Origin of the sequence: Arthrobacter mangrovi, assembly GCF_026011795.1 — a bacterium.
Lineage (GTDB): Bacteria > Actinomycetota > Actinomycetes > Actinomycetales > Micrococcaceae > Crystallibacter > Crystallibacter mangrovi.
In genome coordinates, this window is record NZ_BRVS01000008.1 from 1 (window position 1) to 22,884 (window position 22,884).

The window sequence follows — 22,884 nt, forward strand, 5'->3', positions numbered from 1 at the left end:
CGCGTCGGTCTTGGCGGTGGTGACTACGGTGATGTCCATACCGCGTACACGGTCAATCTTGTCCTGATTGATCTCGTGGAACATGGACTGTTCGGTCAGACCGAAGGTGTAGTTGCCGTTGCCGTCGAACTGCTTGCCGTTGAGGCCGCGGAAGTCGCGGATACGGGGCAGGGCGAGGGTGACCAGGCGGTCGATGAATTCCCACATGCGGTCGCCGCGCAGCGTAGCGTGCGCACCGATCGGCATGCCTTCGCGCAGCTTGAACTGTGCGATGGACTTGCGGGCCTTGGTGACCTGCGGCTTCTGGCCGGTGATCTGGGTCAGGTCGCGGACGGCGCCGTCGATGAGCTTGGAGTCCTTGGCGGCATCTCCAACACCCATGTTGACGACAACCTTGACCAGCCCGGGGACCTGCATCACGTTGGCGTAGTTGAACTCGTCCTGCAGGGCCTTCTTGATCTCGCTGGCGTAGCGAGTCTTCAGACGGGGGACGATCTTCGTGACAGTCTCAGTCATTAGAGGTCCTTCCCGGAGCCCTTGGCAACGCGGACGCGCACAGTGCGCTCCCGGCCATTGCGCTCGACGGTTTCGGTGCGGTAGCCAACACGGGTCGGCTTCTTGGTTTCGGGATCGACAACGGCCACGTTGGAGATGTGGATCGGGGCCTCGACAGTCTCGATGCCGCCGGTCTTCGTGCCGCGCTGCGACTGGCCGACCTTGGTGTGCTTGGTGACGCGGTTGACGCCTTCAACCAGCACGCGGTTGGTCTCCGTGTAAACCTTCAGGACCTTGCCCTGCTTGCCGCGGTCGCCGCCGCGGTCCTGCTTGGCGCCGGTGATGACCTGGACCAGGTCACCCTTCTTGATCTTGAACTTAGCCATGGGTTAGAGCACCTCCGGAGCAAGCGAGATGATCTTCATGAACTTCTTGTCGCGAAGCTCACGGCCCACCGGGCCGAAGATACGGGTACCGCGGGGGTCGCCGTCGTTCTTCAGGATCACTGCAGCGTTCTCATCGAACTTAATGTAGGAACCGTCCGCGCGGCGGCGTTCCTTCTTGGTGCGAACGATGACAGCCTTAACGACGTCACCCTTCTTGACGTTGCCGCCGGGAATTGCGTCCTTGACGGTGGCAACGATAACGTCGCCAATGCCTGCGTAGCGACGTCCCGATCCACCGAGAACGCGGATGGTCAGGATTTCCTTGGCACCCGTGTTGTCGGCGACCTTCAGTCGCGACTCCTGCTGAATCACTTATAACTCCTGTCGTCGCGCCGGTTCTCATGGAAATGAGCCTTGCGGAACGGATATGGGATACCCCGCACCGTGCTCCCCCTGCCCGCGCGTGAGCGCAAAGCCGAAGGCGGTTGCGGGAATTTGCCTATTCTGTCCATGCGGAAAGGTGGATAGTCTTCCCAAACGGCACAGGCAAGATTACTAGTTTATTACCAAGACACCCCGGACGCGAAATTCAGCTGAATCTGCGGCCAGGGGCTCGTATTTTCAAGGGGATCGCTCCCCTTCAAACCCATCCCCGGACAACTCGCCGGCTGCTGCCGGAACGTGACCGGGGCGGGAAACCTAAGGGGCCGGACCCGCCCGCCGTGCGGGCGGGTCCGGCCTGCAGGAACCAGGTCCTACTTAGCCTTTTCGATGATCTCGACCAGGCGCCACCGCTTGGTGGCGGACAGCGGACGAGTCTCGGCAAGCAGAACCAGGTCGCCGATGCCGGCGGTGTTCTGCTCGTCATGGGCCTTCACCTTGGTGTTGCGGCGCATGACCTTGCCGTAGAGGGCGTGCTTCTTGCGGTCTTCGATGTCGACGACGATGGTCTTGTCCATCTTGTCGGAGACCACGTAACCGCGGGCGGTCTTCCGGTTGCCGCGAGCCTGTGCTGCTTCAGTCACAGATGCTTCCTTCTCACTCATTTGGCATCATCCTCGGCGGCCGGGGTCTCGGCGGCTTCCGCGGACTCGGCCTTCTTGGACTTCTTTGCCTTCTTCTCAGCCGGAGCTTCCTGGGAAGCTACAACCTCGGGCCGGATACCCAGCTCGCGCTCGCGCAGCACCGTGTAGATGCGGGCGATGTCGCGCTTGACGGCGCGCAGGCGACCATGGTTTTCCAGCTGACCGGTGGCGGACTGGAAACGGAGGTTGAACAGCTCCTCCTTGGACTTGCGCAGCTCCTCGACGAGACGGTCCTTGTCGAAAGTCTCGAGCTGATCGGTTGCGAGTTCCTTCGAACCAACTGCCATTTCTATTCACCACCTTCGCGACGCACGATGCGTGCCTTCAACGGCAGCTTGTGGATCGCCAGGCGAAGGGCCTCGCGCGCTACCTCTTCATTGACACCGGAGAGTTCGAACAGAACCCGTCCCGGCTTGATGTTGGCTACCCACCACTCCGGCGAACCCTTACCGGAACCCATGCGGGTTTCGGCCGGCTTCTTGGTCAGCGGGCGGTCCGGGTAAATGTTGATCCAGACCTTGCCGCCACGCTTGATATGGCGGGTCATGGCGATACGGGCCGCTTCGATCTGGCGGTTGGTGACGTACGCAGGCGTGAGAGCCTGGATACCCCACTCGCCGAAGCTGACCTGGGTGCCGCCGGTAGCGTTGCCCGTGCGGGACGGGTGGTGCTGCTTGCGGTGCTTGACTCGACGTGGGATAAGCATTTAAGCCTCTCCTCCTTCTGCAGCCGGAGCGGCTGCTTCCGCAGCGGGAGCCTCGGCCTTGGGGGCCTCGGCAGCTGCAGAGCGGTCAGTACGACGGCGGCGGTCACCACGGTCAGCCGGGCCACGGCCCGGACGGTCGCCACGGCCGCGCGAGGACGGAGCGGCGGCCTGCTGGGCAGCCAGTTCCTTGGCGGTCACGTCGCCCTTGTAGATCCAGACCTTCACGCCGATGCGGCCGAAGGTGGTCTTGGCCTCGAAGAAGCCGAAGTCGATGTTCGCGCGCAGGGTGTGCAGGGGCACACGGCCTTCGCGGTAGAACTCCGACCGGCTCATTTCGGCGCCGCCCAGACGGCCGGAGCACTGGACACGGATGCCCTTGGCGCCGGCGCGGGTTGCGGACTGCATGGCCTTCTTCATCGCGCGGCGGAAGGCCACGCGGGAAGTCAGCTGCTCGGCGATGCCCTGGGCAACCAGCTGCGCTTCGATCTCGGGGTTCTTGACCTCGAGGATGTTCAGCTGGACCTGCTTGCCGGTCAGCTTCTCCAGCTCGCCGCGGATGCGGTCTGCTTCGGCGCCGCGGCGGCCGATCACGATGCCCGGACGGGCAGTGTGAATGTCCACGCGAACGCGGTCACGGGTGCGCTCGATTTCAACCTTGGCGATACCTGCACGCTCCATGCCGGTGGACATGAGCTGGCGGATCTTGACGTCCTCGCGGACGAAGTCCTTGTAGCGCTGGCCGGCCTTGTTGCTGTCAGCGAACCAGTGGGAGACGTGGTCGGTGGTGATACCGAGGCGGAATCCGTGCGGGTTTACTTTCTGTCCCACTTACTGGTCCTCCTCTTTCTCCGGGGTAGCGACAACAACCGTGATGTGGCTGGTCCGCTTCTTGATGCGGTACGCGCGGCCCTGGGCCCGCGGCTGGAACCGCTTCATCGTCGGGCCCTCATCGACAAAGGCCTCGCTGATGTAGAGGTCGCTCTCATCGAAGGCAACGCCGTCACGGTCCGCGAGGACGCGGGCGTTGGCGACTGCCGATGCGAGTACCTTCGAAACCGGCTCCGAAGCTGCTTGCGGGGCAAACTTCAGAATTGCCAGAGCCTCATTCGCCTGCTTGCCACGAACAAGGTTGACGACGCGCCGGGCCTTCATAGGCGTTACGCGGATGTGGCGCGCAATAGCCTTGGCTTCCATTGCTTTCCTTCTCTCGTCTTCTGCCGTACGAGCCAGCGCCTAGCGGCGCTTGCCCTTACGGTCGTCCTTCACATGGCCGCGGAAAGTCCGCGTCGGGGCGAATTCGCCGAGCTTGTGCCCGACCATCGACTCGGTGACAAACACCGGAATGTGCTTGCGTCCGTCGTGTACGGCGATCGTGTGCCCGAGCATGTCGGGGATGATCATCGAACGGCGGGACCACGTCTTGATGACGTTCTTGGTGCCCTTTTCGTTCTCTGCAGCTACCTTCACGAAGAGGTGCTGATCGACGAAGGGGCCTTTCTTCAGGCTGCGTGGCATGTTCCCAGGCTCCTATCGCTTGTTCTTGCCAGTACGACGGCGACGCACAATGAGCTTGTCGCTTTCCTTGTTGGGGCGGCGGGTACGGCCCTCGGGCTTGCCGTTCGGGTTGACCGGGTGGCGGCCACCGGAGGTCTTGCCCTCGCCACCACCGTGCGGGTGGTCGATCGGGTTCATGGCCACACCACGCACGGTCGGGCGGATGCCCTTCCAGCGCAGACGGCCGGCCTTGCCCCAGTTGATGTTGGACTGCTCGGCGTTGCCGACCTCGCCGATGGTTGCGCGGCAGCGCACGTCGACGTTGCGGATTTCGCCGGAGGGCAGACGGAGCTGGCCGTACTTGCCTTCCTTGGCGACGAGCTGGACCGAAGCGCCGGCGGAGCGGGCCATCTTGGCGCCGCCGCCCGGACGCAGTTCAACTGCGTGGATAACGGTACCCACCGGGATGTTGCGCAGCGGCAGGTTGTTGCCGGGCTTGATGTCGGCGCCGGCTCCGGCTTCGACAACGTCGCCCTGCTTCAGCTTGGCCGGGGCCAGGATGTAGCGCTTGGTGCCATCAACGTAGTGCAGCAGTGCGATGCGGGCGGTGCGGTTGGGATCGTATTCGATCTCGGCAACCTTGGCGGGCACGCCGTCCTTGTCGTGGCGACGGAAGTCGATCAGACGGTACTGGCGCTTGTGGCCACCACCCTTGTGGCGGGTCGTGATCTTACCGGAGTTGTTGCGGCCGCCCGTCTTGGACAGGGGGCGGACCAGCGACTTTTCCGGAGTCGACCGCGTGATTTCAGCGAAGTCGGCTACGCTCGAGCCGCGGCGGCCCGGGGTAGTCGGCTTGTATTTACGGATTCCCATAATTTATTTCCTCGTTAAAGTGGTCTCCGCTTAGGAAAGCGGACCGCCGAAGATGTCGATTGTGCCTTCCTTCAGGGTGACAATCGCGCGCTTGGTGTTCTTGCGCTGTCCCCATCCGAAACGGGTGCGCTTGCGCTTCCCGGCACGGTTGATGGTGTTGATCGAGTCGACCTTGACGGAGAAGATCTTCTCCACGGCCAGCTTGATCTCGGTCTTGTTCGAGCGCGGGTCGACCAGGAAGGTGTACTTACCTTCGTCGATCAGGCCGTAGCTCTTTTCCGAAACGACGGGTGCAATGACGACGTCGCGGGGGTCCTTAGCGGTGGTCGCGCTCACTTGGCGTCCTCCTTGTTCACAAATGCCTCGTAGGCAGCCTGGGTGAAGACCACGTCGTCGGAAACGAGCACGTCGTAGGTGTTCAGCTGATCCACGTAAATGGTGTGAACTTCCTCGATGTTGCGCAGGCTCAGGGCCGCGACATCGTTGGCACGCTCGATAACGACAAGCAGGTTCTTGCGGTCGGTGACCGAACGCAGTGCCTCGATGGCGCCCTTGGTGGACGGCTTCTCGCCGGACACTACAGCGTCGAGGACGTGGATACGGCCGTGGCGGGCCCGATCCGACAGGGCGCCGCGCAGGGCAGCGGCCTTCATCTTCTTCGGGGTGCGCTGGCTGTAGTCGCGCGGGGTCGGACCGTGGACGATGCCACCGCCGGTCATGTGCGGCGCACGGATCGAACCCTGGCGGGCGCGGCCGGTGCCCTTCTGCTTGAACGGCTTGCGGCCTGCACCGGAAACCTCGGCGCGGGTCTTGGTCTTGTGGGTGCCCTGGCGGGCAGCAGCGAGCTGGGCGACGACGACCTGGTGCAGCAGCGGCACGTTGGTCTGGACGTCGAAGATCTCTGCCGGCAGGTCAACCTTTACAGTGTTAGCCATTGGACTAGGCTCCCTTCACAGCGGAACGGACGAGAACGACCGACCCGCGGGCACCGGGGACGGCACCCTTGATCAAGAGCAGCGACTTCTCGGTGTCAACAGCGTGAACGGTCAGGTTCAGCGTGGTGTGGCGGACGGCGCCCATGCGGCCGGCCATGCGCAGACCCTTAAAGACGCGGCCCGGGGTGGAGGCGCCGCCGATGGAACCCGGCTTGCGGTGGTTCTTGTGGGCACCGTGGGAAGCGCCGACGCCGGAGAAGCCGTGGCGCTTCATGACACCGGCGAAACCCTTACCCTTGGAGGTTCCGACGACGTCGATCTTCTGACCGGCTTCGAAGGTTTCCACGGAGAGTTCCTGGCCGAGCTCGTAGGACTCGGCGTCCGAGGTGCGCAGCTCAACGAGGTGGCGGCGGGGGGTGACACCGGCCTTCTCAAAGTGTCCGGCCAGCGGCTTGGACACCTTGCGGGGGTCGATCTGGCCGTAGCCGATCTGGACGGCGGTGTAACCGTCAGCATCTGCATTGCGCAGCTGAGTGACGACGTTGGAGTCGGCCTGGACGACGGTCACCGGCACAAGGCGGTTGTTCTCGTCCCAAACCTGGGTCATGCCGAGCTTGGTGCCCAGCAGTCCCTTTACCTGGCGTGTAGTGGTAGACATAGTAATCCGCACTCCCCTACAGCTTGATTTCGATGTTCACGTCTGCAGGCAGGTCAAGACGCATGAGCGAGTCAACGGCCTTCGGCGTGGGGTCAATAATGTCGATCAGGCGCTTGTGAGTACGCATTTCAAAGTGCTCACGGCTGTCCTTGTACTTGTGCGGCGAACGAATAACGCAGTACACGTTCTTCTCGGTGGGCAGCGGCACGGGGCCGACTACCGTTGCGCCTGCACGCGTGACCGTCTCAACGATCTTCCGTGCTGAAACATCAATGACCTCATGGTCATATGACTTCAGACGGATGCGGATTTTCTGTCCCGCCATGGCGTCTCCGCTCTCTTTCTCAGTGCTGCTCTGTTAATTTCCAGTTCTGCGCCCCCGGAAGGCCCGCGCGGGCTTACCTGGCGCGCCTCCAACAGGCTGAATCCGGAAATTTCCGGGTTCCTCACCCTGACGAGGCTCCGACCCCCGCGCTCGGGCGTGTCGCATGCATTCTGCATAGCTTCGCCCGGCAAGATTGGGGTGGGTTATATTTGGGCTCCTCGCTTCATGGAACCTGACCCTGCACCGGGCATTATCCCGGCCGGGACGCGGTCGCGCATGAAGACACACGGAAGCGCTTGAACAACTCATCTAGTGTGGCAGATATCGTCACGAAACGCGAATCGAGGGCCGGGTGCCGCAGTTGCCTGTCAGCTGCGGCTAGAATCCCGCCGGCCGTGGCGCGCGCATCGGCCGGCGGCCGGAAAGGGTTCCTGCGGATGGGACCGTGACTAGTCTAACCCGAGGTGAGATGCTACTTGCTACCGGCCAGGGTGCGCCGGTCCAGTGAGCGCAAGGACCAGTCGATGGGTATTTCGCCCGAAAGCCTGGCGGCCATGATTCCGCCCGATTTCACGCTCGGGGTCGCCACCGCGGCCTTCCAGATCGAAGGCGCGCCGGCAGAGGACGGCCGCGGCCCCTCCGGCTGGGACGCATTTGCCGCGGAACCAGGGCGCATCGTGAACGGGGACACCGCCGACGTCGCCTGCGACCACTACCACCGGATGGTCGACGACGTGGGGCTGATTGAGGCGCTCGGCGTCGACTCCTACCGGTTCTCCCTCTCCTGGCCGCGGATCCAGCCGGATGGACGGGGCGCCGCCAATCCCGCCGGCATCGGCTTCTACGACCGCTTGCTCGACGAACTCCTCGAACGCGGCATCTCTCCGATGTGCACGCTCTACCACTGGGACACACCGCTGCCGCTCGAGGGAGCCGGCGGGTGGCTGAACCGTGAAACCGCCTATCGGCTGGCGGACTTCGCGGAGATTGCCGCGTCCGCCTTCGGTGACAGGGTGCACCGCTGGGTCACGGTCAACGAACCGACGACCGTCGCGCTGAACGGCTACGGCCTCGGCATCCATGCGCCGGGACATCCCGGACTCTTCGACGCCGTGCCGGCTGCCCACCACCTGGTGCTCGCGCACGGGCTGAGCCTGCAAGCCCTGCGCGGTGCGAACGTGGCCGGGGAGATCGGCATCACGAACGTCTACTCCCCCGTGGTAGCCGCGCGCGAAGGCTTCATCAACGCCCGCCTGGTCGAACTCTTCGACGTCCTGCACAACGGCATGTTCTCGGACCCGGTCCTGCTCGGCCGCTACCCCGATGTGAACCCGCTGCTCATGCCCTTCCTCCACTACCTGACGGACGTCAGCGGCGAGGACCTGGCGATCATGTCGCAGCCGCTGGACTTCTACGGGCTGAACTACTACTTCCCCACCAGGATCGCTCCCGGGCCGGGACCGAGCACCGGCCCGGACGCCGTTCCAGAGGGACTGCCCGACCATAAGCTCGAGGACACAGCCGATCTGCCTTTCCACATCACCGGCTGGGCGCAGTATGAGCGCACCGGGTTCGGCTGGCCCGTGGCCCCCGACTACCTCGCGGTGGCGCTGACCGAAATGGCCCGCCGCTATCCGGGGCTCCCGCCGGTCTTCATCACCGAGGGCGGCGCAAGTTTCCAGGACGTAGTGGTGCGGGACGCGCTCACCGGCGAGCCCAGCATTGCCGACGTCCAGCGCATCAATTACCTCGCCGACCATCTGGCATCGGCCATCGGCGCGACGTCGCGCGGCGGACCTGCCGAAGCCATCGACCTGCGCGGCTACTACGTGTGGACGCTGATGGACAATTTCGAATGGGCGGCAGGCTACAGCCAGCGGTTCGGCCTGGTCTACGTCGACTTCGAAACGCAGCAGCGGATTCCCAAGTCCTCCTACCGGTGGCTGCAGGACGTTGTGTCCCTGCGGGCCGAGGACCTGAGTATCGGCTCCCGCTGACCTCGGAGGTGCCGGGGCCGGGTGCCCGGGTTACTGCTTGCCGTAGTTATTGGCCCGGCGGATCCGCTTGGCCCGTTCGATCTCGTGCCGGAAATAGCGCCGCCCCCACATCACCGCGCTGGCGACGGCGACGACGACGCCGATGACAATCCAGAAAACGATCCACTCCATGCTCCGATCCTACTGCCGTCCCGGTCCCGGCAGCGGCAAATAGTCCGCCAGCCGCCGGTGGCAAATTCGTGCCGGTTCCACAGGTCCGGGCGGTCCGGACGAGACTAATCTGGATAGTGTCCGAATGCTGCAATGAGGGAGCTGGACTTCATGCTCACCACAACGAAAATGACCACGGTCCTTCCGGTCAAGGACATGGACCGCGCGCGCGAATTCTACGAGAAGTCCCTGGGCCTGAAAGCCAAGGGACTCCTCGATGCGGATACCTTCATCTTCACCAGCGACGGCAACACCGCCCTCGAACTGCTGCGCCGTCCGGATCTTCCGGCGTCGGAGCATACGGCCGTCAGCTTCGAGGTCGCCGACCTGGATGCGGAAATGAAGGATCTGGAGAGCCACGGTGTCAGGTTCGAGGACTACGACCTGCCCGGGCTGAAGACCGAGAACCACATCGCCACCTCCGAGCACGAGCGGTGCGCCTGGTTCACCGATACGGAAGGGAACATCCTCTGCCTGCATCAGAACCTGATGTAACCGGCAGTTAAAACAGGAAGCCCCGCTGCAGTGCAGCGGGGCTTCCTTAGTTCGGTCCGGTTCCGCCAGGACCACTAGGCCGTTGGCGGAACCTACGAAACCAAGTTACTTGGTGATCTTGGTAACGCGGCCCGAACCAACGGTGCGGCCACCCTCACGGATAGCGAAGCCGAGGCCCTCTTCCATAGCGATCGGCTGGATCAGCTGGACGCTCATCTCGGTGTTGTCGCCCGGCATAACCATTTCGGTGCCTTCCGGCAGGGTGATAACGCCGGTGACGTCCGTGGTACGGAAGTAGAACTGCGGACGGTAGTTCGAGTAGAACGGGTTGTGGCGGCCGCCTTCATCCTTGGACAGGATGTAGACGTTGGCCTCGAAGTCGGTGTGCGGGGTGATGGAACCCGGCTTCACGACGACCTGGCCGCGCTCTACGTCTTCGCGCTTGATACCGCGGAGCAGCAGACCACAGTTCTCGCCAGCCCATGCTTCGTCGAGCTGCTTGTGGAACATCTCGATACCGGTGACCGTGGTCTTCTGGATCGGGCGGATGCCGACGATCTCGACCTCGGAGTTGATGGCGAGGGTGCCACGCTCGGCGCGGCCGGTAACAACGGTACCGCGGCCGGTGATGGTGAAGACGTCCTCGATCGGCATCAGGAACGGCTTGTCCTTGTCGCGGACCGGGTCCGGGATGGACTCGTCCACAGCATCCATCAGGTCCTCAACGGACTTGACCCACTGCGGGTCGCCCTCGAGGGCCTTCAGGCCGGAAACGCGGATGACGGGAGCGTTGTCGCCGTCGAACTCCTGGGAGCTGAGCAGCTCGCGGACTTCCATTTCGACGAGGTCGAGGAGTTCCTCGTCCTCAACCATGTCAGCCTTGTTCAGCGCGACCAGCAGGTAGGGAACACCAACCTGGCGGGCCAGCAGAACGTGCTCGCGGGTCTGGGCCATCGGACCGTCGGTAGCGGCAACCACGAGGATCGCGCCGTCCATCTGAGCTGCACCAGTGATCATGTTCTTGATGTAGTCAGCGTGGCCGGGAGCGTCAACGTGTGCGTAGTGACGCTTCTCGGTCTGGTACTCGATGTGCGAGATGTTGATGGTGATACCGCGCTGGCGCTCTTCCGGGGCAGAGTCGATAGCTGCGAAGTCACGCTGCTCGTTGAGATCGGGGTACTTGTCAGCAAGCACCTTGGAAATGGCAGCGGTCAACGTGGTCTTACCGTGGTCAACGTGACCGATGGTACCGATGTTGACGTGCGGCTTAGTCCGCTCGAACTTTGCCTTCGCCACGGGTTCCTCCTAGGACGTTTTGAAAAGACATGCTCTCCGGCAACGCTTCTCGCTGCCGAAACCTGAACAAGTCTACTTCGGGCTTGGATATTTGGGGAAATTACAGGATCCGCCGGCCACGCACGTACTTGTGCGCCCCGCCAGCCTGCGTGCAGTCCCGTAGGCCGCGGCTCAGCCGCATGGACTGCGAGGTGGCTGCCGTCCCGGCGGACCGGGACGGCAACCGGAGATTACTCGCCGCGGGTCTTCTGGATGATCTCGTCGGCTACTGCCTTCGGGACCTCCGAGTAGCTGTCGAACTGCATCGAGTACACCGCGCGGCCCTGGGTCTTGGACCGCAGGTCGCCGATGTAGCCGAACATTTCGGACAGCGGAACGTTGGCGCGTACAACCTTCACGCCCGAGGCATCCTCCATGGACTGGATCATGCCGCGGCGGGAGTTCAGGTCACCGATGACGTCACCCATGTATTCCTCAGGGGTACGCACCTCGACGGCCATCAGCGGTTCGAGCAGGACCGGGTTGGCGCGACGAACGCCTTCCTTCAGGACCTGGGAACCGGCGATCTTGAACGCCATTTCCGAAGAGTCGACGTCGTGGTAGGCACCGTCGAGCAGGATCGCCTTGACGCCCACCATCGGGTAGCCCGCGAGGACACCCAGGCGCAGTGCGTCCTGGATACCGGCATCCACCGAGGGGATGTATTCGCGCGGGATACGGCCGCCGGTGACCTTGTTCTCGAACTCGTAGAACGTGCCGCCAGCGGTGTCCAGGGGCTCGAAGGAGACCTGGACCTTTGCGAACTGGCCGGATCCACCCGTCTGCTTCTTGTGGGTGTAGTCGACCTTTTCGACGGTCTTCTTGATGGTTTCGCGGTAGGCCACCTGCGGCTTGCCGACGTTGGCTTCAACCTTGAACTCGCGGCGCATGCGGTCCACCAGGATGTCCAGGTGGAGCTCGCCCATGCCGCCGATTTCGGTCTGGCCGGTCTCGTCGTTGAGGGAGACGGTGAACGTCGGGTCCTCATCGGAGAGCTTCTGGATAGCGGTCGACAGCTTCTCCTGGTCGCCCTTGGTCTTCGGCTCGATGGCCACGAAGATCACCGGCTCCGGGAAGCTCATGGACTCGAGGACGATCGGGTTCGCCGGATCGCACAGGGTGTCGCCGGTGGTCACGTCCTTGAGGCCGATGGCCGCGTAGATGTGTCCGGTGGTGACTTCGTCAACCGGGTTCTCCTTGTTGGCATGCATCTGGAAGAGCTTGCCGATGCGCTCCTTCTTGCCCTTGGTGGAGTTGATCACCTGGGCGCCGGAGGCAGCCTTGCCGGAGTAGACGCGGATGTAGGTCAGGCGGCCGAAGAACGGGTGCGTGACGACCTTGAACGCGAGGGCCGAGAACGGCGCGCTGGCGTCTGCCTGGCGCTCCAGGACGGTCTCTTCGTCGTTCACTGCGTGGCCCTGGATGCTGGGAACGTCCAGCGGGGACGGCAGGAAGTCGATCACGGCGTCGAGCATGGGCTGGACACCCTTGTTCTTGAACGCGGAACCGCAGTAGACCGGGTAGACCTCGGAGGCGATGGTCATCTTGCGGATGCCGGCCTTCAGTTCCTCGATGCTGGGCTCTTCGCCCTCGAGGTACTTCTCCATGAGATCTTCGGAGGACTCGGCAACGGTCTCGACCAGCTGCGCGCGGTATTCCTCGGCCTTGGCCTGCAGGTCTGCCGGGATCTCTTCGATCTCGTAGTCGGCGCCCATCTTGACCTCGCCGCGCCAGGTGAAGGCCTTCATGGTCAGCAGGTCGACGACGCCTTCGAAGCTGTTCTCGGCGCCGATCGGCAGCTGCATGACCAGCGGCTTGGCACCGAGGCGGTTGATGATGGTGTCAACGGTGAAGTAGAAGTCGGCACCGAGCTTGTCCATCTTGTTGACGAAGCAGATGCGCGGCACGTCGTACTTGTCCGCCTGGCGCCACACGGTCTCCGACTGCGGCTCAACGCCCTCCTTGCCGTCGAAGACGGCAACGGCGCCGTCGAGGACGCGCAGGGAGCGCTCAACCTCGACCGTGAAGTCCACGTGACCGGGAGTGTCGATGATGTTGATCTGGTTGTCGTTCCAGTAGCAGGTGGTGGCCGCGGAGGTAATGGTGATACCGCGTTCCTGCTCCTGTGCCATCCAGTCCATGGTTGCGGCACCGTCGTGCGTCTCACCGATCTTGTGGTTGACACCGGTGTAGAAGAGGATGCGCTCAGTGGTGGTGGTCTTACCGGCATCAATGTGGGCCATGATGCCGATGTTGCGGACCTTCTTGAGGTCGGTAAGCACGTCGAGTGCCACAGTTTCTCCCTTTTTAGGTGAGCAATTGGCGACGGCGGCGGATCACCGCCGTCGCCCGTAAAGCTCTGTTACCAGCGGTAGTGGGCGAAGGCCTTGTTGGACTCGGCCATCTTGTGGGTGTCTTCGCGACGCTTCACAGCGGCACCGAGACCGTTCGATGCGTCCAGGATCTCGTTCATGAGACGCTCGGTCATGGTCTTCTCGCGGCGGGCCTTGGAGTAACCGACCAGCCAGCGGAGGGCGAGGGCCGTGGAGCGGCCCGGCTTGACCTCAACGGGAACCTGGTAGGTTGCGCCACCGACACGGCGGGAGCGGACCTCGAGGGCGGGGCGAACGTTGTCCATGGCCTTCTTCAGGGCGGCCACGGGATCGTTGCCGGTCTTGGCGCGGGCACCTTCGAGGGCACCGTAGACGATGCGCTCGGCGGTGGACTTCTTACCGTCAACCAGAACCTTGTTGATCAGCTGGGTAACCAGCGGGGATCCGTAAACCGGATCTACGACGAGCGGCCGCTTGGGGGCCGGACCCTTGCGGGGCATATTACTTCTTCTCCATCTTCGCGCCGTAGCGGCTGCGAGCCTGCTTGCGGTTCTTGACACCCTGGGTATCGAGAGCGCCACGGACGATCTTGTAACGGACACCCGGCAGGTCCTTCACACGGCCGCCGCGCACCAGCACGATGGAGTGTTCCTGCAGGTTGTGGCCCACACCGGGGATGTAGGCGGTAACTTCGATGCCGCCACTGAGGCGGACACGGGCCACCTTCCGGAGAGCCGAGTTCGGCTTCTTCGGAGTGGTGGTGTAGACGCGGGTGCAGACGCCGCGCTTCATCGGGCTGCCCTTAAGCGCGGGCGCCTTGGTCTTATTGACCTTAGGTGAGCGGCCCTTGCGGACCAGCTGGTTAATCGTAGGCACTTACGTGATCTCCGTTTATCTAGGCTTTGCCTCGCCGGCTTTTCGCGAGGCCAGGCACTGTCGGTCGTCTTCGCAGCTGCGGTGAACGACCCTAGGCATGCAAAGGTGTGGCATTCACCGCGCAAGAACCCCGCGGACCGGAAACAGGCTCCGCCTCCGCCACGCAAGAGCGGGGAAAACGGCCTTCATCCACTGCCACACAAAACAATCGAGTAACAGTCTATCAGACAATCGCCGGCACCCCGCATCGCGGCCGCCTGCCCTCACGCACGGCCGCCCATGCTCTCGAGCAGCCGTTCCTCCAGCGTGGGAACGAGCGTGCGCATGTAGGTCCGGGTGACATGGTTCTGGTCGGCATAGATGAGGACATTGCCGATGACCGCGGGGCAGGTCGTATCGCCGCAGAAGGCGTCCGTGAAGTCGAGCACGCGCGCCTTCGGGGCGAGCCCGGCCGCCTCCCGGGTCAGGTCCTTCCCGGTCAGCCCGTCCCTGCGCGACTGCCCGCACTCCTCGGGCTCCTCGTAGTTCAGGGCCACGCAGTCGCGGGCCAGTCCGCCCTCGCGGCGGGGCAAGGGCGTGTCGACGATCGGATAGACGTCCACGCCGGCCTCGGCGAGCCGGTTCCAGTACTCCGCGAATCCTGCCGCGCCGGGACGGTGGCCGGTCTTCGTATCAACGAAATTGGCGCCGGCGTAGTAGGACGTGACCACAGCGTCGACGTCGCCCTCCCCGGTGAGCCGTTCCATGGTCTTCTTGTTCGGTTCGGTGCACTCCAGGTTTCCGTCCCGTTCCGCCAGCCGCATTTCCGGGTTGAACGGGCAGGAATTGTGCAGGTAGGTCAGCAGCCGCCAGCCGCGTTCCTTCGCGATTGGTTCCAGCGCTGCGAACCACTGGGCAGCGTGGGAATCCCCGACAAGCGCGACGGTGAAGTCCGAGTCCTTGTCGCCGAAGGTGCATTCCCGCGTCTCCGGCGATTCGGCCACGCTGGCGCAGTCCTTGCCGTTGAAGACATCCTTGGCAGCCAACCCGGGGTCCGGCACGATCACGTGGCTGTCGGCGGTGAACGTCCTGTCCGCCGCCCTGGTCATCGCGCCGCCGCCGAGATCCTCGGGCGGAGACGCCAGCAGGGCCTCCCCCTGCTCCGCCCGTTCCGCGAGGATGCGCTCCTGCTGGTTGCCCGGCACGAACGCGAGCGTTCCGACCAGGGCGGTGGCGGCGGCGCCGGCGGCGAGCGGGCGCCAGGCACGGGCGTGGAGCCAGCCGAACTTCCGCACCGGCGTCTCCACCCAGTAGAAGCTGAGGGCCGCCAGCGCGAACGAGGCGGCGAGCAGCAGCAGGCTGGGCGCCGGTCCGGGCTCCTTGCCGGCCAAAGTCTTGTAGAAGACGATCAGCGGCCAGTGCCACAGGTAGAGCGAGTAGGAAATGTTGCCGGTCCACTGCACCGGCTTGAGGTCCACGAGGCGGTGCAGTGAAAGCCTGCCCGAAGTGCGTCCCGCGGCGATGACGGCCATGGTCCCGAGGACCGGCAGCAAGGCGGCGGCCCCCGGGAACGGGTCCGCGCCGTCGAGCAGGAAGGCCGCCGCGGCAATAGCCGCCAGCCCCGCCAGGGCCAACAGGGAACGCAGCCGCTGCCAGCGTTCCGTGTAGCTCAGCCCCGCGGCCAGCAGGCCGCCAAGGCCGAGTTCCCAGATCCGCGTGGGGGTGATGAAATAGGCGGCCGGATTGCCGGTGTAGGTGAACCAGAGCGCGAAGGCCAGCGAGGCCGCCGTCACCAGGGCAAAAAGCACGACGGCGAGCCGCACCGGCGAGGGCGCGGAATGCCGGGAAGCGGAGGCGAAAGTGCTGCGCCGCTTGCGGATGACGGCGACCGCCAGCAGGACCAGCAGCGGCCAGAACAGGTAGAACTGCTCCTCCACCGCCAGCGACCAGAAATGCTGCAGCGCCGTGGCCGAGTCGGTGGCGGCCAGGTAGTCCACCGAGTCCGCGGCCAGTACCCAGTTCTGCAGGTAGAACGTGGAGGCCAAGGCCTGCGTGCCGACCTGCGCCCACTGCGTCATCGGGGCCAGCAGCAGCGTGGCGGCGAGCACCACGACGATGGTCAGCAGGGCGGCGGGAAGAATGCGGCGCACGCGCGCGGCCCAGAAGCTGCGCAGCGAGAGGGTGCCCGTACTTTCGACCTCGCGGAGCATGTGGCCGGTAATCAGGAAACCCGAGATAACGAAGAAGACGTCCACCCCGACGAAGCCGCCCGGCAGCCAGCGCGGCTCCAGATGGTAGGCCACCACCATGAGCACCGCGAGGGCGCGCAGGGCTTGGATTTCGGGCAGGAACTTGCGCCGGGCCTTCAACTGCATGCCTTGCAGTCAGTCATGTCCAGGTGAACAGCGGGTTGATACGACATGAACGCGCCGCGGCCGGACCCGGCTCAGCGGGTCTGTTTGGCCGCCACGAGCGCGCTTTCCAGCCGGTCGGCAAGCGTCAGGATGTAGGTCCGCGTGACGTGGTCGCGGTCGCGGTAGATCATGACGTTGCCGATCACCATCGGGCAGGAGTCGGCGCCGCAGAATTCGTCGGAGAGGTCCACCACCCGTGCCTGCGGCGCAAGCTTGGCCGCTTCCGGGGTCAGGTCCTGCCCGTCGAAGGCGGCCGAGCGCGGCTGGCTGCACTGCTCGGGGTCGTCATAGTTCAGGTCCACGCAGTCGCGCGGGTCCGCGCCGGCGCGGGCCGTGGGCGTGTCCGCGATCGGGTAGACATCGATCCCGGCGCCGGCGAGCCGGTTCCAGTACTCCGCAAAGCCGGCGACCCCCGGCCGGTGCCCAGTGCCCGCATCGTCGAATTCGGAGGACGCGGAGTAGGAGGTGATGACGGCGTCGATATCTCCGCGCCCGAGCAGGCGCTCCATCGTTGCGCGGTTCGGCCCGGTGCACTGCAGGTCGCCCTCGGTTTCCAGCGTGCGCGGCTCCGGATTGAACGGGCAGGAGTTGTGGATGTAGGTGAGCAGCTTCCAGCCGCGCTCCTTGGCGATCACGTCCAGCGCCGGCGTCCACTGTCCGACGTGCGAGTCGCCCACCACCGCCACCGTCGCGGCATCGGCATCTCCCCCGCTGTGGTCGAAGGTGCATTCCGGGGTCTTGGCGTCCGGCTTCTGCGCCACGCAGTCGCCGAACGCGAATTCGTCGTCGACGGCGACATTCGGGTCGGGGACGATCACCTTCTCCGGTCCCGCGAAGCTGCGGTCAGCCGCCCGGTCCATGGCGCCCGCCCCGAAGTGCGCCGGCGGCGCCTGCAGCAGTTGCTCGGTGTGCGCCATCCGCTCGGCCACCAGTTGGTCGCGCTGCTGCATCGGTGCCAGGGCCAGCAGCCCGACGACGCCCATTGCCACGAGCCCGGCTGCGATCGGCCGCTTGGCATGCCCGCGCAGCCAGCCCGCCCGGCGCACCGGCGCTTCCACAAAGTAGTAGCTCAGGGCGGCCAGCCCCACCGAGGCGGCGGCCAGCAGCAGGCTCGCCAGCGGTCCCGGGGCGCGGTCGGCCAGCGTGCGGAAGTACATCAGTACGGGCCAGTGCCACAGGTACAGCGAGTAGGAGATGTTGCCGAGCCATTGGACGGGCCGGGCGTCCGTCACGCGGTGAAGCGACAAGGCGCCGTCGGTGCGTCCCGCCGCGATCACCGCGATGGTGCCCAGGACCGGCAGCAGGGCGGCGGTGCCGGGAAAAATGGTGGCGCCGTCGAACATGAACGCGGCCGCCAGGATGGCCGAAATGCCGCCCAGCGCCAGGAACTTCCGCAGCCGCGGGTGCCCGGCGCCGTCCCTGAGCACCACCGCCAGGACGCCGCCAAGCGCCAGCTCCCAGATCCGGGTCGGGGTGATGAAGTAGGCGGCCGGGTTGCCGGAATGGCTGAACCAGATGCCGAACGCGAGGGACGCCGCCGCCACGATGGCAAGCGCGGGCAGGACGCCGCGGACCATATTCCGTCCGGCCCTGCGGGCGAGCACGGCCGCGGCCAGGACCAGCAGCGGCCAGAACAGGTAGAACTGCTCCTCCACCGCCAGCGACCAGAAATGCTGCAGCCCGGTGGCGCTGCTGGCCGAAGCCATGTAGTCCACGGACTCCCCCGCCAGCACCCAGTTCTGCACGTAGAAGACGGAGGCCAGGGCTTGGGAGCCGATCCGCTCCCATTGCGTCATCGGGCTTAACACGAAGGTCGCGAGGCAGACGACGGCGATGGTCACCAGCGACGCCGGCAGGATCCGGCGTGCGCGGGCGGCCCAGAAGGCGCCGAGCGAGACCCGGCCGGTGTCCCGCAGCTCACGCAGCAGGTGGCCGGTGATCAGGAACCCGGAGATGACGAAGAAGACATCGACGCCGACGAAACCGCCGCGGAGCAGCCACGGCTGGAAGTGGTAGACGACCACCAGCAGCACCGCCAGGGCCCGCAGCGCCTGCACCTCGGGCAGGAATTTCCGGGGCTTGCGGCTCGGGCTCTCCTTCGGGCGTGCGGCATCTGGGCTCGCGGTCGACAGCATGCCCGCCAATATAACAAAAAGGTAACAGGGGGGTCGAAAACCGGCTAGTGCCGGGCGCGATGGTTCCGGCCTGGAGGCTGCCGGGCGCGGAGCGGCCCGGAACCGGCTAGTGCTGGGCGCGGAGCGGCCCGGAACCGGCTAGTGCTGGGCGCGGAGCGCGTCGGTCACCTTGGCCGACGCGGCCTGGAGTTTGGGCAGCGCCGTCGCGACGGCCGCCTCGAGGTCCACGGTGCTGTCCGCCAGCGAGGCCTGCATCGACATGTTCAGCGCGGCGGCGACGCTGCCGTCCGGGTTCAGGATCGGCACGGCGACGGAGCGCAGGCCGTTCTCGAGTTCCTGGTCCACCAGGGACCAGCCCTGCCGCCGGACCTTGTCCAGCTCGGCGCGCAGGGCCTCGACGGTTCCGATGGTCTTGGCGGTCAGCGGCCGCAGCTCGACCTTCGCGAGGTACTCCTCGAGTTCCAGCGGCGGCAGGCCGGCCAGCAGGACCCGCCCCATCGACGTGGCGTAGGCCGGGAAACGCGTGCCGACGCTGATCCCCACGGTCATGATCCGGCGCGTGTGGATGCGTGCGATGTAGACGATCTCGCCGCCGTCGAGAATGGACGCGGACGTGGATTCGTGCAGCTCGGCGGAGAGTTCCTCCAGCACGGGCTGCACCAGCTGGGGAAGGGACTGACCCGCCAGGTACGAGTACCCGAGCTGCAGCACCAAGGCTGTCAGCTCGAAGACCCGCCCGTCCGTCCTGACATACCCCAGGTCGACCAGGGTATGCAGGAAGCGGCGGGCGGTGGCACGGGTCAGTCCCGTTCGTTTCGAGACCTCGCTGAGGGTCATGCTGATGTTGTCGGCATCAAAGGCCCGGATGACGGCCAGGCCGCGGGCCAGCGACTGGACGAACTGGTCGCCCGGCAGTTTGGTCTCGGTCATGTTCCCCTGCTGCAGTTCTGGACGTGCTGTCCGGCTACTCGGCCGGCAGCAGCTTCACATCCATTTTGGACTGCAGTTCCTCGATAGTGGTTCCGAAGGTCTCGCGCACGCGGACGCCGTCTTCGCTGATCAGGAAGACAGCCTCATTAGTGTATACGCGGGTGACACAATTCACGCCCGTCAGCGGGTACGTGCACTCGGGCACCAGCTTGGACTTGCCGTCCTTGGTGAACAGGGACATCATCACGTACACGTCCTTGGCGCCGGTGGCCAGGTCCATCGCACCGCCGACGGCGGGAATGGCGTCCGGCGCGCCGGTGTGCCAGTTCGCGAGGTCGCCGGTGGCGGAAACCTGGAAGGCCCCGAGCACGCAGACGTCCAGGTGGCCGCCGCGCATCATCGCGAAGGAGTCGGCGTGGTGGAAGTAGGACGCGCCGGGCAGCTCCGTCACGGGGATCTTGCCTGCGTTGATCAGGTCCTCGTCGATCTCGTCACCCTGGGCCTGCGGGCCCATCCCGAGCATCCCGTTCTCGGTGTGCAGCGTGACATCCTGCTCCGCGGTCAGGTAGTTCGAGACCAGGGTCGGCTGGCCGATGCCCAGATTGACGAACGATCCGGGGGCAATGTCCTTGGCGACGAGCCGGGCCAGCTCGTCCTTGGTCAGCTTCTCGCTCACTGGTTCACCTCATGTTCCGTAACGGCCGGGGCCTTCCCATCGATCTTCACGACGGTGTCCACGTAGATGCCCGGGGTCACGATGACCTCGGGATCCAGCTCCCCGGTTTCGACGATCTCGTTGACCTGGACGATGGTGTGCTTGGCCGCCGCCGCCATGATCGGGCCGAAGTTGCGGGCCGTCTTGCGGTACACCAGGTTGCCGGTCTTGTCCGACTTCAGGGCCTTGATCAGCGCGAAGTCCGCGTAGATCGGCGACTCGAGCACGTAGCCCTTGCCGTCGATGACGCGGGTCTCCTTGCCCTCGGCCAGCATGGTGCCGTAGCCGGTGGGCGTGAAGAAGCCGCCGATGCCGGCGCCGGCGGCGCGGATCCGTTCGGCGAGGTTGCCCTGCGGCACCAGCTCCAGTTCGATCTCGCCCGCCCGGTACGCGGCATCGAAGTGCCACGAGTCGGACTGCCGCGGGAACGAGCAGATGATCTTCTTGACCTTGCGCTCCTTGATCAGCAGCGCCAGGCCGGCGTCGGCCTGTCCGGCGTTGTTGTTGACCACGGTCAGGTCCTTGGCGCCGCAGGCGAGCAGCGCGTCGATCAGCTCCATCGGCTGTCCGGCGTTGCCGAAGCCGCCGATCAGCACCGTGGCGCCGTCATGGATTTCGGCTACTGCGTCCTGAGCCGATTTGGCAATCGTGAGCATACGCTCCGTGCCTCCTTACTTCTTGGTTGCGTTGACGTTTTCGAGCACGACGGCGAGGCCCTGGCCGACGCCGATGCAGATGGCGGCGACGCCCCAGCGGTCGCCGGTGGCCTCGAGCCGGCGGGCCAGCGTGCCGAGGATGCGGATGCCGGAGGCGCCCAGCGGGTGGCCGATGGCGACGGCGCCGCCCCAGGCGTTGACGATCGCCGGGTCGATGTCCCAGTTGTCGATGCAGGCCAGGGACTGCGCGGCGAAGGCCTCGTTGAGTTCGACGGCGGCCACGTCGGCCCAGCTGATCCCGGCGCGCTTGACGGCCTGGTTGGCTGCCTCGACCGGCGCGAACCCGAAGAACTGCGGCTCCAGCGCGGCGGCGCCGCGGCCGGCGATGCGGGCCAGCGGCTGCAGGCCGAGCTCGGCGCCCGCGGCCTCGCTGCCCAGCAGGGCGGCGGACGCGCCGTCGCTCAGCGGGGAGGCGTTGCCGGCGGTGACGGTTCCGCCCTCGGGGCCGTCGGAGACCGCGCGGAAGACGGTCTTGAGGCCGGCGAGCTTCTCGGCGGAGCTGTTCGGGCGGATGGTCTCGTCACGGGTGAGTTCGGTGCCCGGGACGGTGATGACCTGGTTGTCGTACTTGCCCTCGTTCCAGGCGGCGTCGGCGAGGTTGTGCGAGTTCGCGGCGAACTCGTCCTGGCGTTCGCGCGAGATGCCGTGCCTCTCGCGCAACTGCTCGGTGGCCTCGCCCAGGGAGACGGTCCACTCCTTCGGCATCTTCTTGTTGACCAGGCGCCAGCCGAGGGTGGTGGAGGCGAGCGTCATGTCGCCGGCCGGGTACGGCTTCTCGGTCTTGGGCAGCACCCACGGGGCGCGGCTCATGGATTCGACGCCGCCGATGAGGATCATGTCCGCATCGCCGGTGTTGATCTGGCGCGAGGCGATGATCGCGGCGTCCAGGCTGGAACCGCAGAGGCGGTTGACGGTGGTGCCCGGGATCGAGGTGGGCAGGCCGGCCAGCAGGGCCGCCATGCGGGCGACGTTGCGGTTCTCCTCACCGGCGCCGTTGGCGTTGCCGAAGATGACCTCGTCGATGCGGGCCGGGTCCAGGCCCGGAGCGCGCGCTACCGAGGCCTTGACGACCTCGGCGGCCAGATCGTCAGGCCGCACGCCTGCCAATCCTCCGCCGAACTTTCCAAACGGGGTGCGGATAGCGTCATAAACGTACGCCTGGTTCACTATGGGCTCCTTCGACCGCACCTCGTCCGGGCACGGGCTCTGCTCCGGTGCGGCCGCCGCGTCCACCGACAGCCGCGGCCGCACCACTGGAAATGCTCGTCATGCCGCACTGGGGCCGCCTTCAGGAACCTTTTGGGGTTCGTATGACGAACACCTGTACGACATAAGAACTATAGCTAGTCCGTTCCGGCCTCGTCAAGGGTGGCGAAGACGCCCTGGGCGACCTTGAAGGCCACGTTCGCCGCCGGGACGCTGCAGTAGATGGCCGACTGCAGGATGACCTCCTTGATCTCGTCCCGGGTCATCCCGTTGGTCAGCGCGGCACGCACGTGCATGGCCAGTTCTTCCCAGTACCCGTTGGCGATCATCGCCGTGAGCGTGATGGCGCTGCGGGTGGTGCGCGGCAGGCCCGGGCGGGTCCAGATGGTGCCCCAGGCGTACCGGGTAATCAGCTCCTGGAAGTCCTGGGTGAAGTCGTCGATCCCGGCGTTGGCGCGGTCGACGTGGGCGTCCCCGAGGACCTCGCGGCGGACGGCCATGCCGTCGTCGTATACGTCCTGCTGGGTCTTGGCCGGATCGAAAGTCCGGGTCATTTCACTCACTTGCGAGTGCTCCTTCGGTGTGG

At 65.4% G+C, this 22,884-nt stretch carries 28 protein-coding genes; 2 read left to right on the top strand and 26 right to left on the bottom strand.

Going from position 1 to position 22,884, the window contains the following annotated elements; genetic code table 11:
• The 14 genes from rplE to rpsJ all read right to left on the bottom strand — a co-directional run.
• The coding region (gene rplE / locus AHIS1636_RS09485) for a 50S ribosomal protein L5 (protein WP_264795589.1) at positions 1 to 516 on the bottom strand (516 nt) is incomplete at its 3' end.
• On the bottom strand, positions 516 to 881 hold the full coding sequence (rplX, locus tag AHIS1636_RS09490) for a 50S ribosomal protein L24 (RefSeq protein ID WP_264795590.1): 366 nt from the start codon (positions 879 to 881) through the stop codon (positions 516 to 518). The genes rplX and rplE, both read right to left, overlap by 1 nt.
• A 3-nt stretch (positions 882 to 884) precedes the next feature.
• Positions 885 to 1,253, bottom strand: coding sequence for a 50S ribosomal protein L14 (gene rplN / locus AHIS1636_RS09495; protein ID WP_005267743.1), 369 nt, complete (start codon positions 1,251 to 1,253; stop codon positions 885 to 887).
• Between the two features lie 383 nt (positions 1,254 to 1,636).
• The gene (rpsQ, locus tag AHIS1636_RS09500) at positions 1,637 to 1,927 is read right to left on the bottom strand and encodes a 30S ribosomal protein S17 (protein ID WP_264795591.1); all 291 of its coding nucleotides are present in this window, start codon (positions 1,925 to 1,927) and stop codon (positions 1,637 to 1,639) included.
• Entirely contained in the window at positions 1,924 to 2,253 is a 330-nt protein-coding gene (gene rpmC / locus AHIS1636_RS20365) for a 50S ribosomal protein L29 (RefSeq protein ID WP_275116372.1), read from the bottom strand. Before rpmC ends, rpsQ begins: the two co-directional genes overlap by 4 nt.
• 2 nt (positions 2,254 to 2,255) lie before the next feature.
• Complete coding sequence (rplP, locus tag AHIS1636_RS09510) at positions 2,256 to 2,672, bottom strand: 50S ribosomal protein L16 (RefSeq protein ID WP_264795592.1); 417 nt, start codon at positions 2,670 to 2,672, stop codon at positions 2,256 to 2,258.
• Complete coding sequence (rpsC, locus tag AHIS1636_RS09515; RefSeq protein WP_262105799.1) at positions 2,673 to 3,500, bottom strand: 30S ribosomal protein S3; 828 nt, start codon at positions 3,498 to 3,500, stop codon at positions 2,673 to 2,675. It lies immediately after the preceding gene.
• Complete coding sequence (gene rplV / locus AHIS1636_RS09520; RefSeq protein WP_005267738.1) at positions 3,501 to 3,866, bottom strand: 50S ribosomal protein L22; 366 nt, start codon at positions 3,864 to 3,866, stop codon at positions 3,501 to 3,503. It lies immediately after the preceding gene.
• A gap of 39 nt (positions 3,867 to 3,905) precedes the next feature.
• Positions 3,906 to 4,187, bottom strand: a complete 282-nt coding sequence (gene rpsS / locus AHIS1636_RS09525) for a 30S ribosomal protein S19 (RefSeq protein ID WP_262105800.1) — start codon at positions 4,185 to 4,187, stop codon at positions 3,906 to 3,908.
• Positions 4,188 to 4,199: 12 nt separating this feature from the next.
• Positions 4,200 to 5,039 (bottom strand): 50S ribosomal protein L2, encoded by an 840-nt coding sequence (gene rplB, locus AHIS1636_RS09530; protein ID WP_264795593.1) that lies wholly within the window; start codon positions 5,037 to 5,039, stop codon positions 4,200 to 4,202.
• 30 nt (positions 5,040 to 5,069) lie between these two features.
• On the bottom strand, positions 5,070 to 5,375 hold the full coding sequence (rplW, locus tag AHIS1636_RS09535) for a 50S ribosomal protein L23 (RefSeq protein WP_139005744.1): 306 nt from the start codon (positions 5,373 to 5,375) through the stop codon (positions 5,070 to 5,072).
• The gene (gene rplD / locus AHIS1636_RS09540) at positions 5,372 to 5,974 is read right to left on the bottom strand and encodes a 50S ribosomal protein L4 (RefSeq protein WP_264795594.1); all 603 of its coding nucleotides are present in this window, start codon (positions 5,972 to 5,974) and stop codon (positions 5,372 to 5,374) included. Before rplD ends, rplW begins: the two co-directional genes overlap by 4 nt.
• A gap of 4 nt (positions 5,975 to 5,978) precedes the next feature.
• Positions 5,979 to 6,632: a 50S ribosomal protein L3 gene (gene rplC, locus AHIS1636_RS09545; protein WP_264795595.1), complete on the bottom strand. Its 654-nt coding sequence runs from the start codon at positions 6,630 to 6,632 to the stop codon at positions 5,979 to 5,981.
• A gap of 16 nt (positions 6,633 to 6,648) precedes the next feature.
• Positions 6,649 to 6,957 (bottom strand): 30S ribosomal protein S10, encoded by a 309-nt coding sequence (gene rpsJ / locus AHIS1636_RS09550; protein ID WP_003803825.1) that lies wholly within the window; start codon positions 6,955 to 6,957, stop codon positions 6,649 to 6,651.
• Between the two features lie 524 nt (positions 6,958 to 7,481).
• On the opposite strand from rpsJ, the gene AHIS1636_RS09555 reads away from it, so the two are divergent.
• On the top strand, positions 7,482 to 8,954 hold the full coding sequence (locus AHIS1636_RS09555; RefSeq protein ID WP_264795599.1) for a GH1 family beta-glucosidase: 1,473 nt from the start codon (positions 7,482 to 7,484) through the stop codon (positions 8,952 to 8,954).
• A 30-nt stretch (positions 8,955 to 8,984) separates the two neighbouring features.
• On the opposite strand, the gene AHIS1636_RS09560 is transcribed toward AHIS1636_RS09555, so the two are convergent.
• Positions 8,985 to 9,125 (bottom strand): hypothetical protein, encoded by a 141-nt coding sequence (locus tag AHIS1636_RS09560; protein ID WP_264795600.1) that lies wholly within the window; start codon positions 9,123 to 9,125, stop codon positions 8,985 to 8,987.
• Between the two features lie 132 nt (positions 9,126 to 9,257).
• Here AHIS1636_RS09560 and AHIS1636_RS09565 point away from each other — a divergent pair, with 132 nt between their 5' ends.
• Positions 9,258 to 9,659 (top strand): VOC family protein, encoded by a 402-nt coding sequence (locus AHIS1636_RS09565; protein WP_264795601.1) that lies wholly within the window; start codon positions 9,258 to 9,260, stop codon positions 9,657 to 9,659.
• Positions 9,660 to 9,764: 105 nt separating this feature from the next.
• Here the strand turns inward: AHIS1636_RS09565 and tuf are convergent, their stop codons facing one another.
• The 11 genes from tuf to pcaC form a co-directional block, all read right to left on the bottom strand.
• Positions 9,765 to 10,955 carry an elongation factor Tu gene (gene tuf, locus AHIS1636_RS09570; RefSeq protein WP_264795602.1) on the bottom strand — a complete coding sequence of 397 codons (1,191 nt, stop codon included), beginning with the start codon at positions 10,953 to 10,955 and terminating at the stop codon, positions 9,765 to 9,767.
• Positions 10,956 to 11,185: 230 nt separating this feature from the next.
• On the bottom strand, positions 11,186 to 13,288 hold the full coding sequence (fusA, locus tag AHIS1636_RS09575; RefSeq protein WP_264795603.1) for an elongation factor G: 2,103 nt from the start codon (positions 13,286 to 13,288) through the stop codon (positions 11,186 to 11,188).
• A gap of 68 nt (positions 13,289 to 13,356) precedes the next feature.
• Entirely contained in the window at positions 13,357 to 13,827 is a 471-nt protein-coding gene (rpsG, locus tag AHIS1636_RS09580; RefSeq protein ID WP_264795604.1) for a 30S ribosomal protein S7, read from the bottom strand.
• Position 13,828: 1 nt separating this feature from the next.
• Complete coding sequence (gene rpsL / locus AHIS1636_RS09585) at positions 13,829 to 14,203, bottom strand: 30S ribosomal protein S12 (protein WP_262105810.1); 375 nt, start codon at positions 14,201 to 14,203, stop codon at positions 13,829 to 13,831.
• A gap of 263 nt (positions 14,204 to 14,466) precedes the next feature.
• On the bottom strand, positions 14,467 to 16,557 hold the full coding sequence (locus tag AHIS1636_RS09590) for an acyltransferase family protein (protein ID WP_264795605.1): 2,091 nt from the start codon (positions 16,555 to 16,557) through the stop codon (positions 14,467 to 14,469).
• A gap of 71 nt (positions 16,558 to 16,628) precedes the next feature.
• The gene (locus tag AHIS1636_RS09595) at positions 16,629 to 18,731 is read right to left on the bottom strand and encodes an acyltransferase family protein (protein WP_264795606.1); all 2,103 of its coding nucleotides are present in this window, start codon (positions 18,729 to 18,731) and stop codon (positions 16,629 to 16,631) included.
• Positions 18,732 to 18,869: 138 nt separating this feature from the next.
• On the bottom strand, positions 18,870 to 19,661 hold the full coding sequence (locus AHIS1636_RS09600) for an IclR family transcriptional regulator domain-containing protein (protein WP_264795607.1): 792 nt from the start codon (positions 19,659 to 19,661) through the stop codon (positions 18,870 to 18,872).
• Positions 19,662 to 19,695: 34 nt separating this feature from the next.
• Positions 19,696 to 20,337, bottom strand: coding sequence for a 3-oxoacid CoA-transferase subunit B (locus AHIS1636_RS09605; protein ID WP_264795608.1), 642 nt, complete (start codon positions 20,335 to 20,337; stop codon positions 19,696 to 19,698).
• Positions 20,334 to 21,032, bottom strand: a complete 699-nt coding sequence (locus AHIS1636_RS09610; RefSeq protein ID WP_264795609.1) for a 3-oxoacid CoA-transferase subunit A — start codon at positions 21,030 to 21,032, stop codon at positions 20,334 to 20,336. Before AHIS1636_RS09610 ends, AHIS1636_RS09605 begins: the two co-directional genes overlap by 4 nt.
• Before the next feature lie 15 nt (positions 21,033 to 21,047).
• A complete protein-coding gene (locus AHIS1636_RS09615) occupies positions 21,048 to 22,259 on the bottom strand; it encodes a thiolase family protein (protein WP_264795610.1) in 1,212 nt (403 codons plus the stop codon).
• A gap of 176 nt (positions 22,260 to 22,435) precedes the next feature.
• The gene (gene pcaC / locus AHIS1636_RS09620; protein WP_264795902.1) at positions 22,436 to 22,852 is read right to left on the bottom strand and encodes a 4-carboxymuconolactone decarboxylase; all 417 of its coding nucleotides are present in this window, start codon (positions 22,850 to 22,852) and stop codon (positions 22,436 to 22,438) included.
• Positions 22,853 to 22,884: the final 32 nt, after the last annotated feature.

Coding starts and splice junctions, on each gene's coding strand:
- AHIS1636_RS09590 (WP_264795605.1), bottom strand. CDS start 16,557: ATGCAGTTGAAGGCCCGGCGCAAGTTCCTGCCCGAAATCCAAGCCCTG.
- rplP (WP_264795592.1), bottom strand. CDS start 2,672: ATGCTTATCCCACGTCGAGTCAAGCACCGCAAGCAGCACCACCCGTCC.
- rplC (WP_264795595.1), bottom strand. CDS start 6,632: ATGTCTACCACTACACGCCAGGTAAAGGGACTGCTGGGCACCAAGCTC.
- AHIS1636_RS09610 (WP_264795609.1), bottom strand. CDS start 21,032: ATGCTCACGATTGCCAAATCGGCTCAGGACGCAGTAGCCGAAATCCAT.
- rplD (WP_264795594.1), bottom strand. CDS start 5,974: ATGGCTAACACTGTAAAGGTTGACCTGCCGGCAGAGATCTTCGACGTC.
- AHIS1636_RS09560 (WP_264795600.1), bottom strand. CDS start 9,125: ATGGAGTGGATCGTTTTCTGGATTGTCATCGGCGTCGTCGTCGCCGTC.
- rpsQ (WP_264795591.1), bottom strand. CDS start 1,927: ATGAGTGAGAAGGAAGCATCTGTGACTGAAGCAGCACAGGCTCGCGGC.
- rplV (WP_005267738.1), bottom strand. CDS start 3,866: ATGGAAGCCAAGGCTATTGCGCGCCACATCCGCGTAACGCCTATGAAG.
- rpsJ (WP_003803825.1), bottom strand. CDS start 6,957: ATGGCGGGACAGAAAATCCGCATCCGTCTGAAGTCATATGACCATGAG.
- AHIS1636_RS09595 (WP_264795606.1), bottom strand. CDS start 18,731: ATGCTGTCGACCGCGAGCCCAGATGCCGCACGCCCGAAGGAGAGCCCG.
- AHIS1636_RS09565 (WP_264795601.1), top strand. CDS start 9,258: ATGAGGGAGCTGGACTTCATGCTCACCACAACGAAAATGACCACGGTC.
- rplX (WP_264795590.1), bottom strand. CDS start 881: ATGGCTAAGTTCAAGATCAAGAAGGGTGACCTGGTCCAGGTCATCACC.
- AHIS1636_RS09600 (WP_264795607.1), bottom strand. CDS start 19,661: ATGACCGAGACCAAACTGCCGGGCGACCAGTTCGTCCAGTCGCTGGCC.
- rplB (WP_264795593.1), bottom strand. CDS start 5,039: ATGGGAATCCGTAAATACAAGCCGACTACCCCGGGCCGCCGCGGCTCG.
- AHIS1636_RS09555 (WP_264795599.1), top strand. CDS start 7,482: ATGGGTATTTCGCCCGAAAGCCTGGCGGCCATGATTCCGCCCGATTTC.
- rpsG (WP_264795604.1), bottom strand. CDS start 13,827: ATGCCCCGCAAGGGTCCGGCCCCCAAGCGGCCGCTCGTCGTAGATCCG.
- rpmC (WP_275116372.1), bottom strand. CDS start 2,253: ATGGCAGTTGGTTCGAAGGAACTCGCAACCGATCAGCTCGAGACTTTC.
- pcaC (WP_264795902.1), bottom strand. CDS start 22,852: ATGACCCGGACTTTCGATCCGGCCAAGACCCAGCAGGACGTATACGAC.
- rpsS (WP_262105800.1), bottom strand. CDS start 4,187: ATGCCACGCAGCCTGAAGAAAGGCCCCTTCGTCGATCAGCACCTCTTC.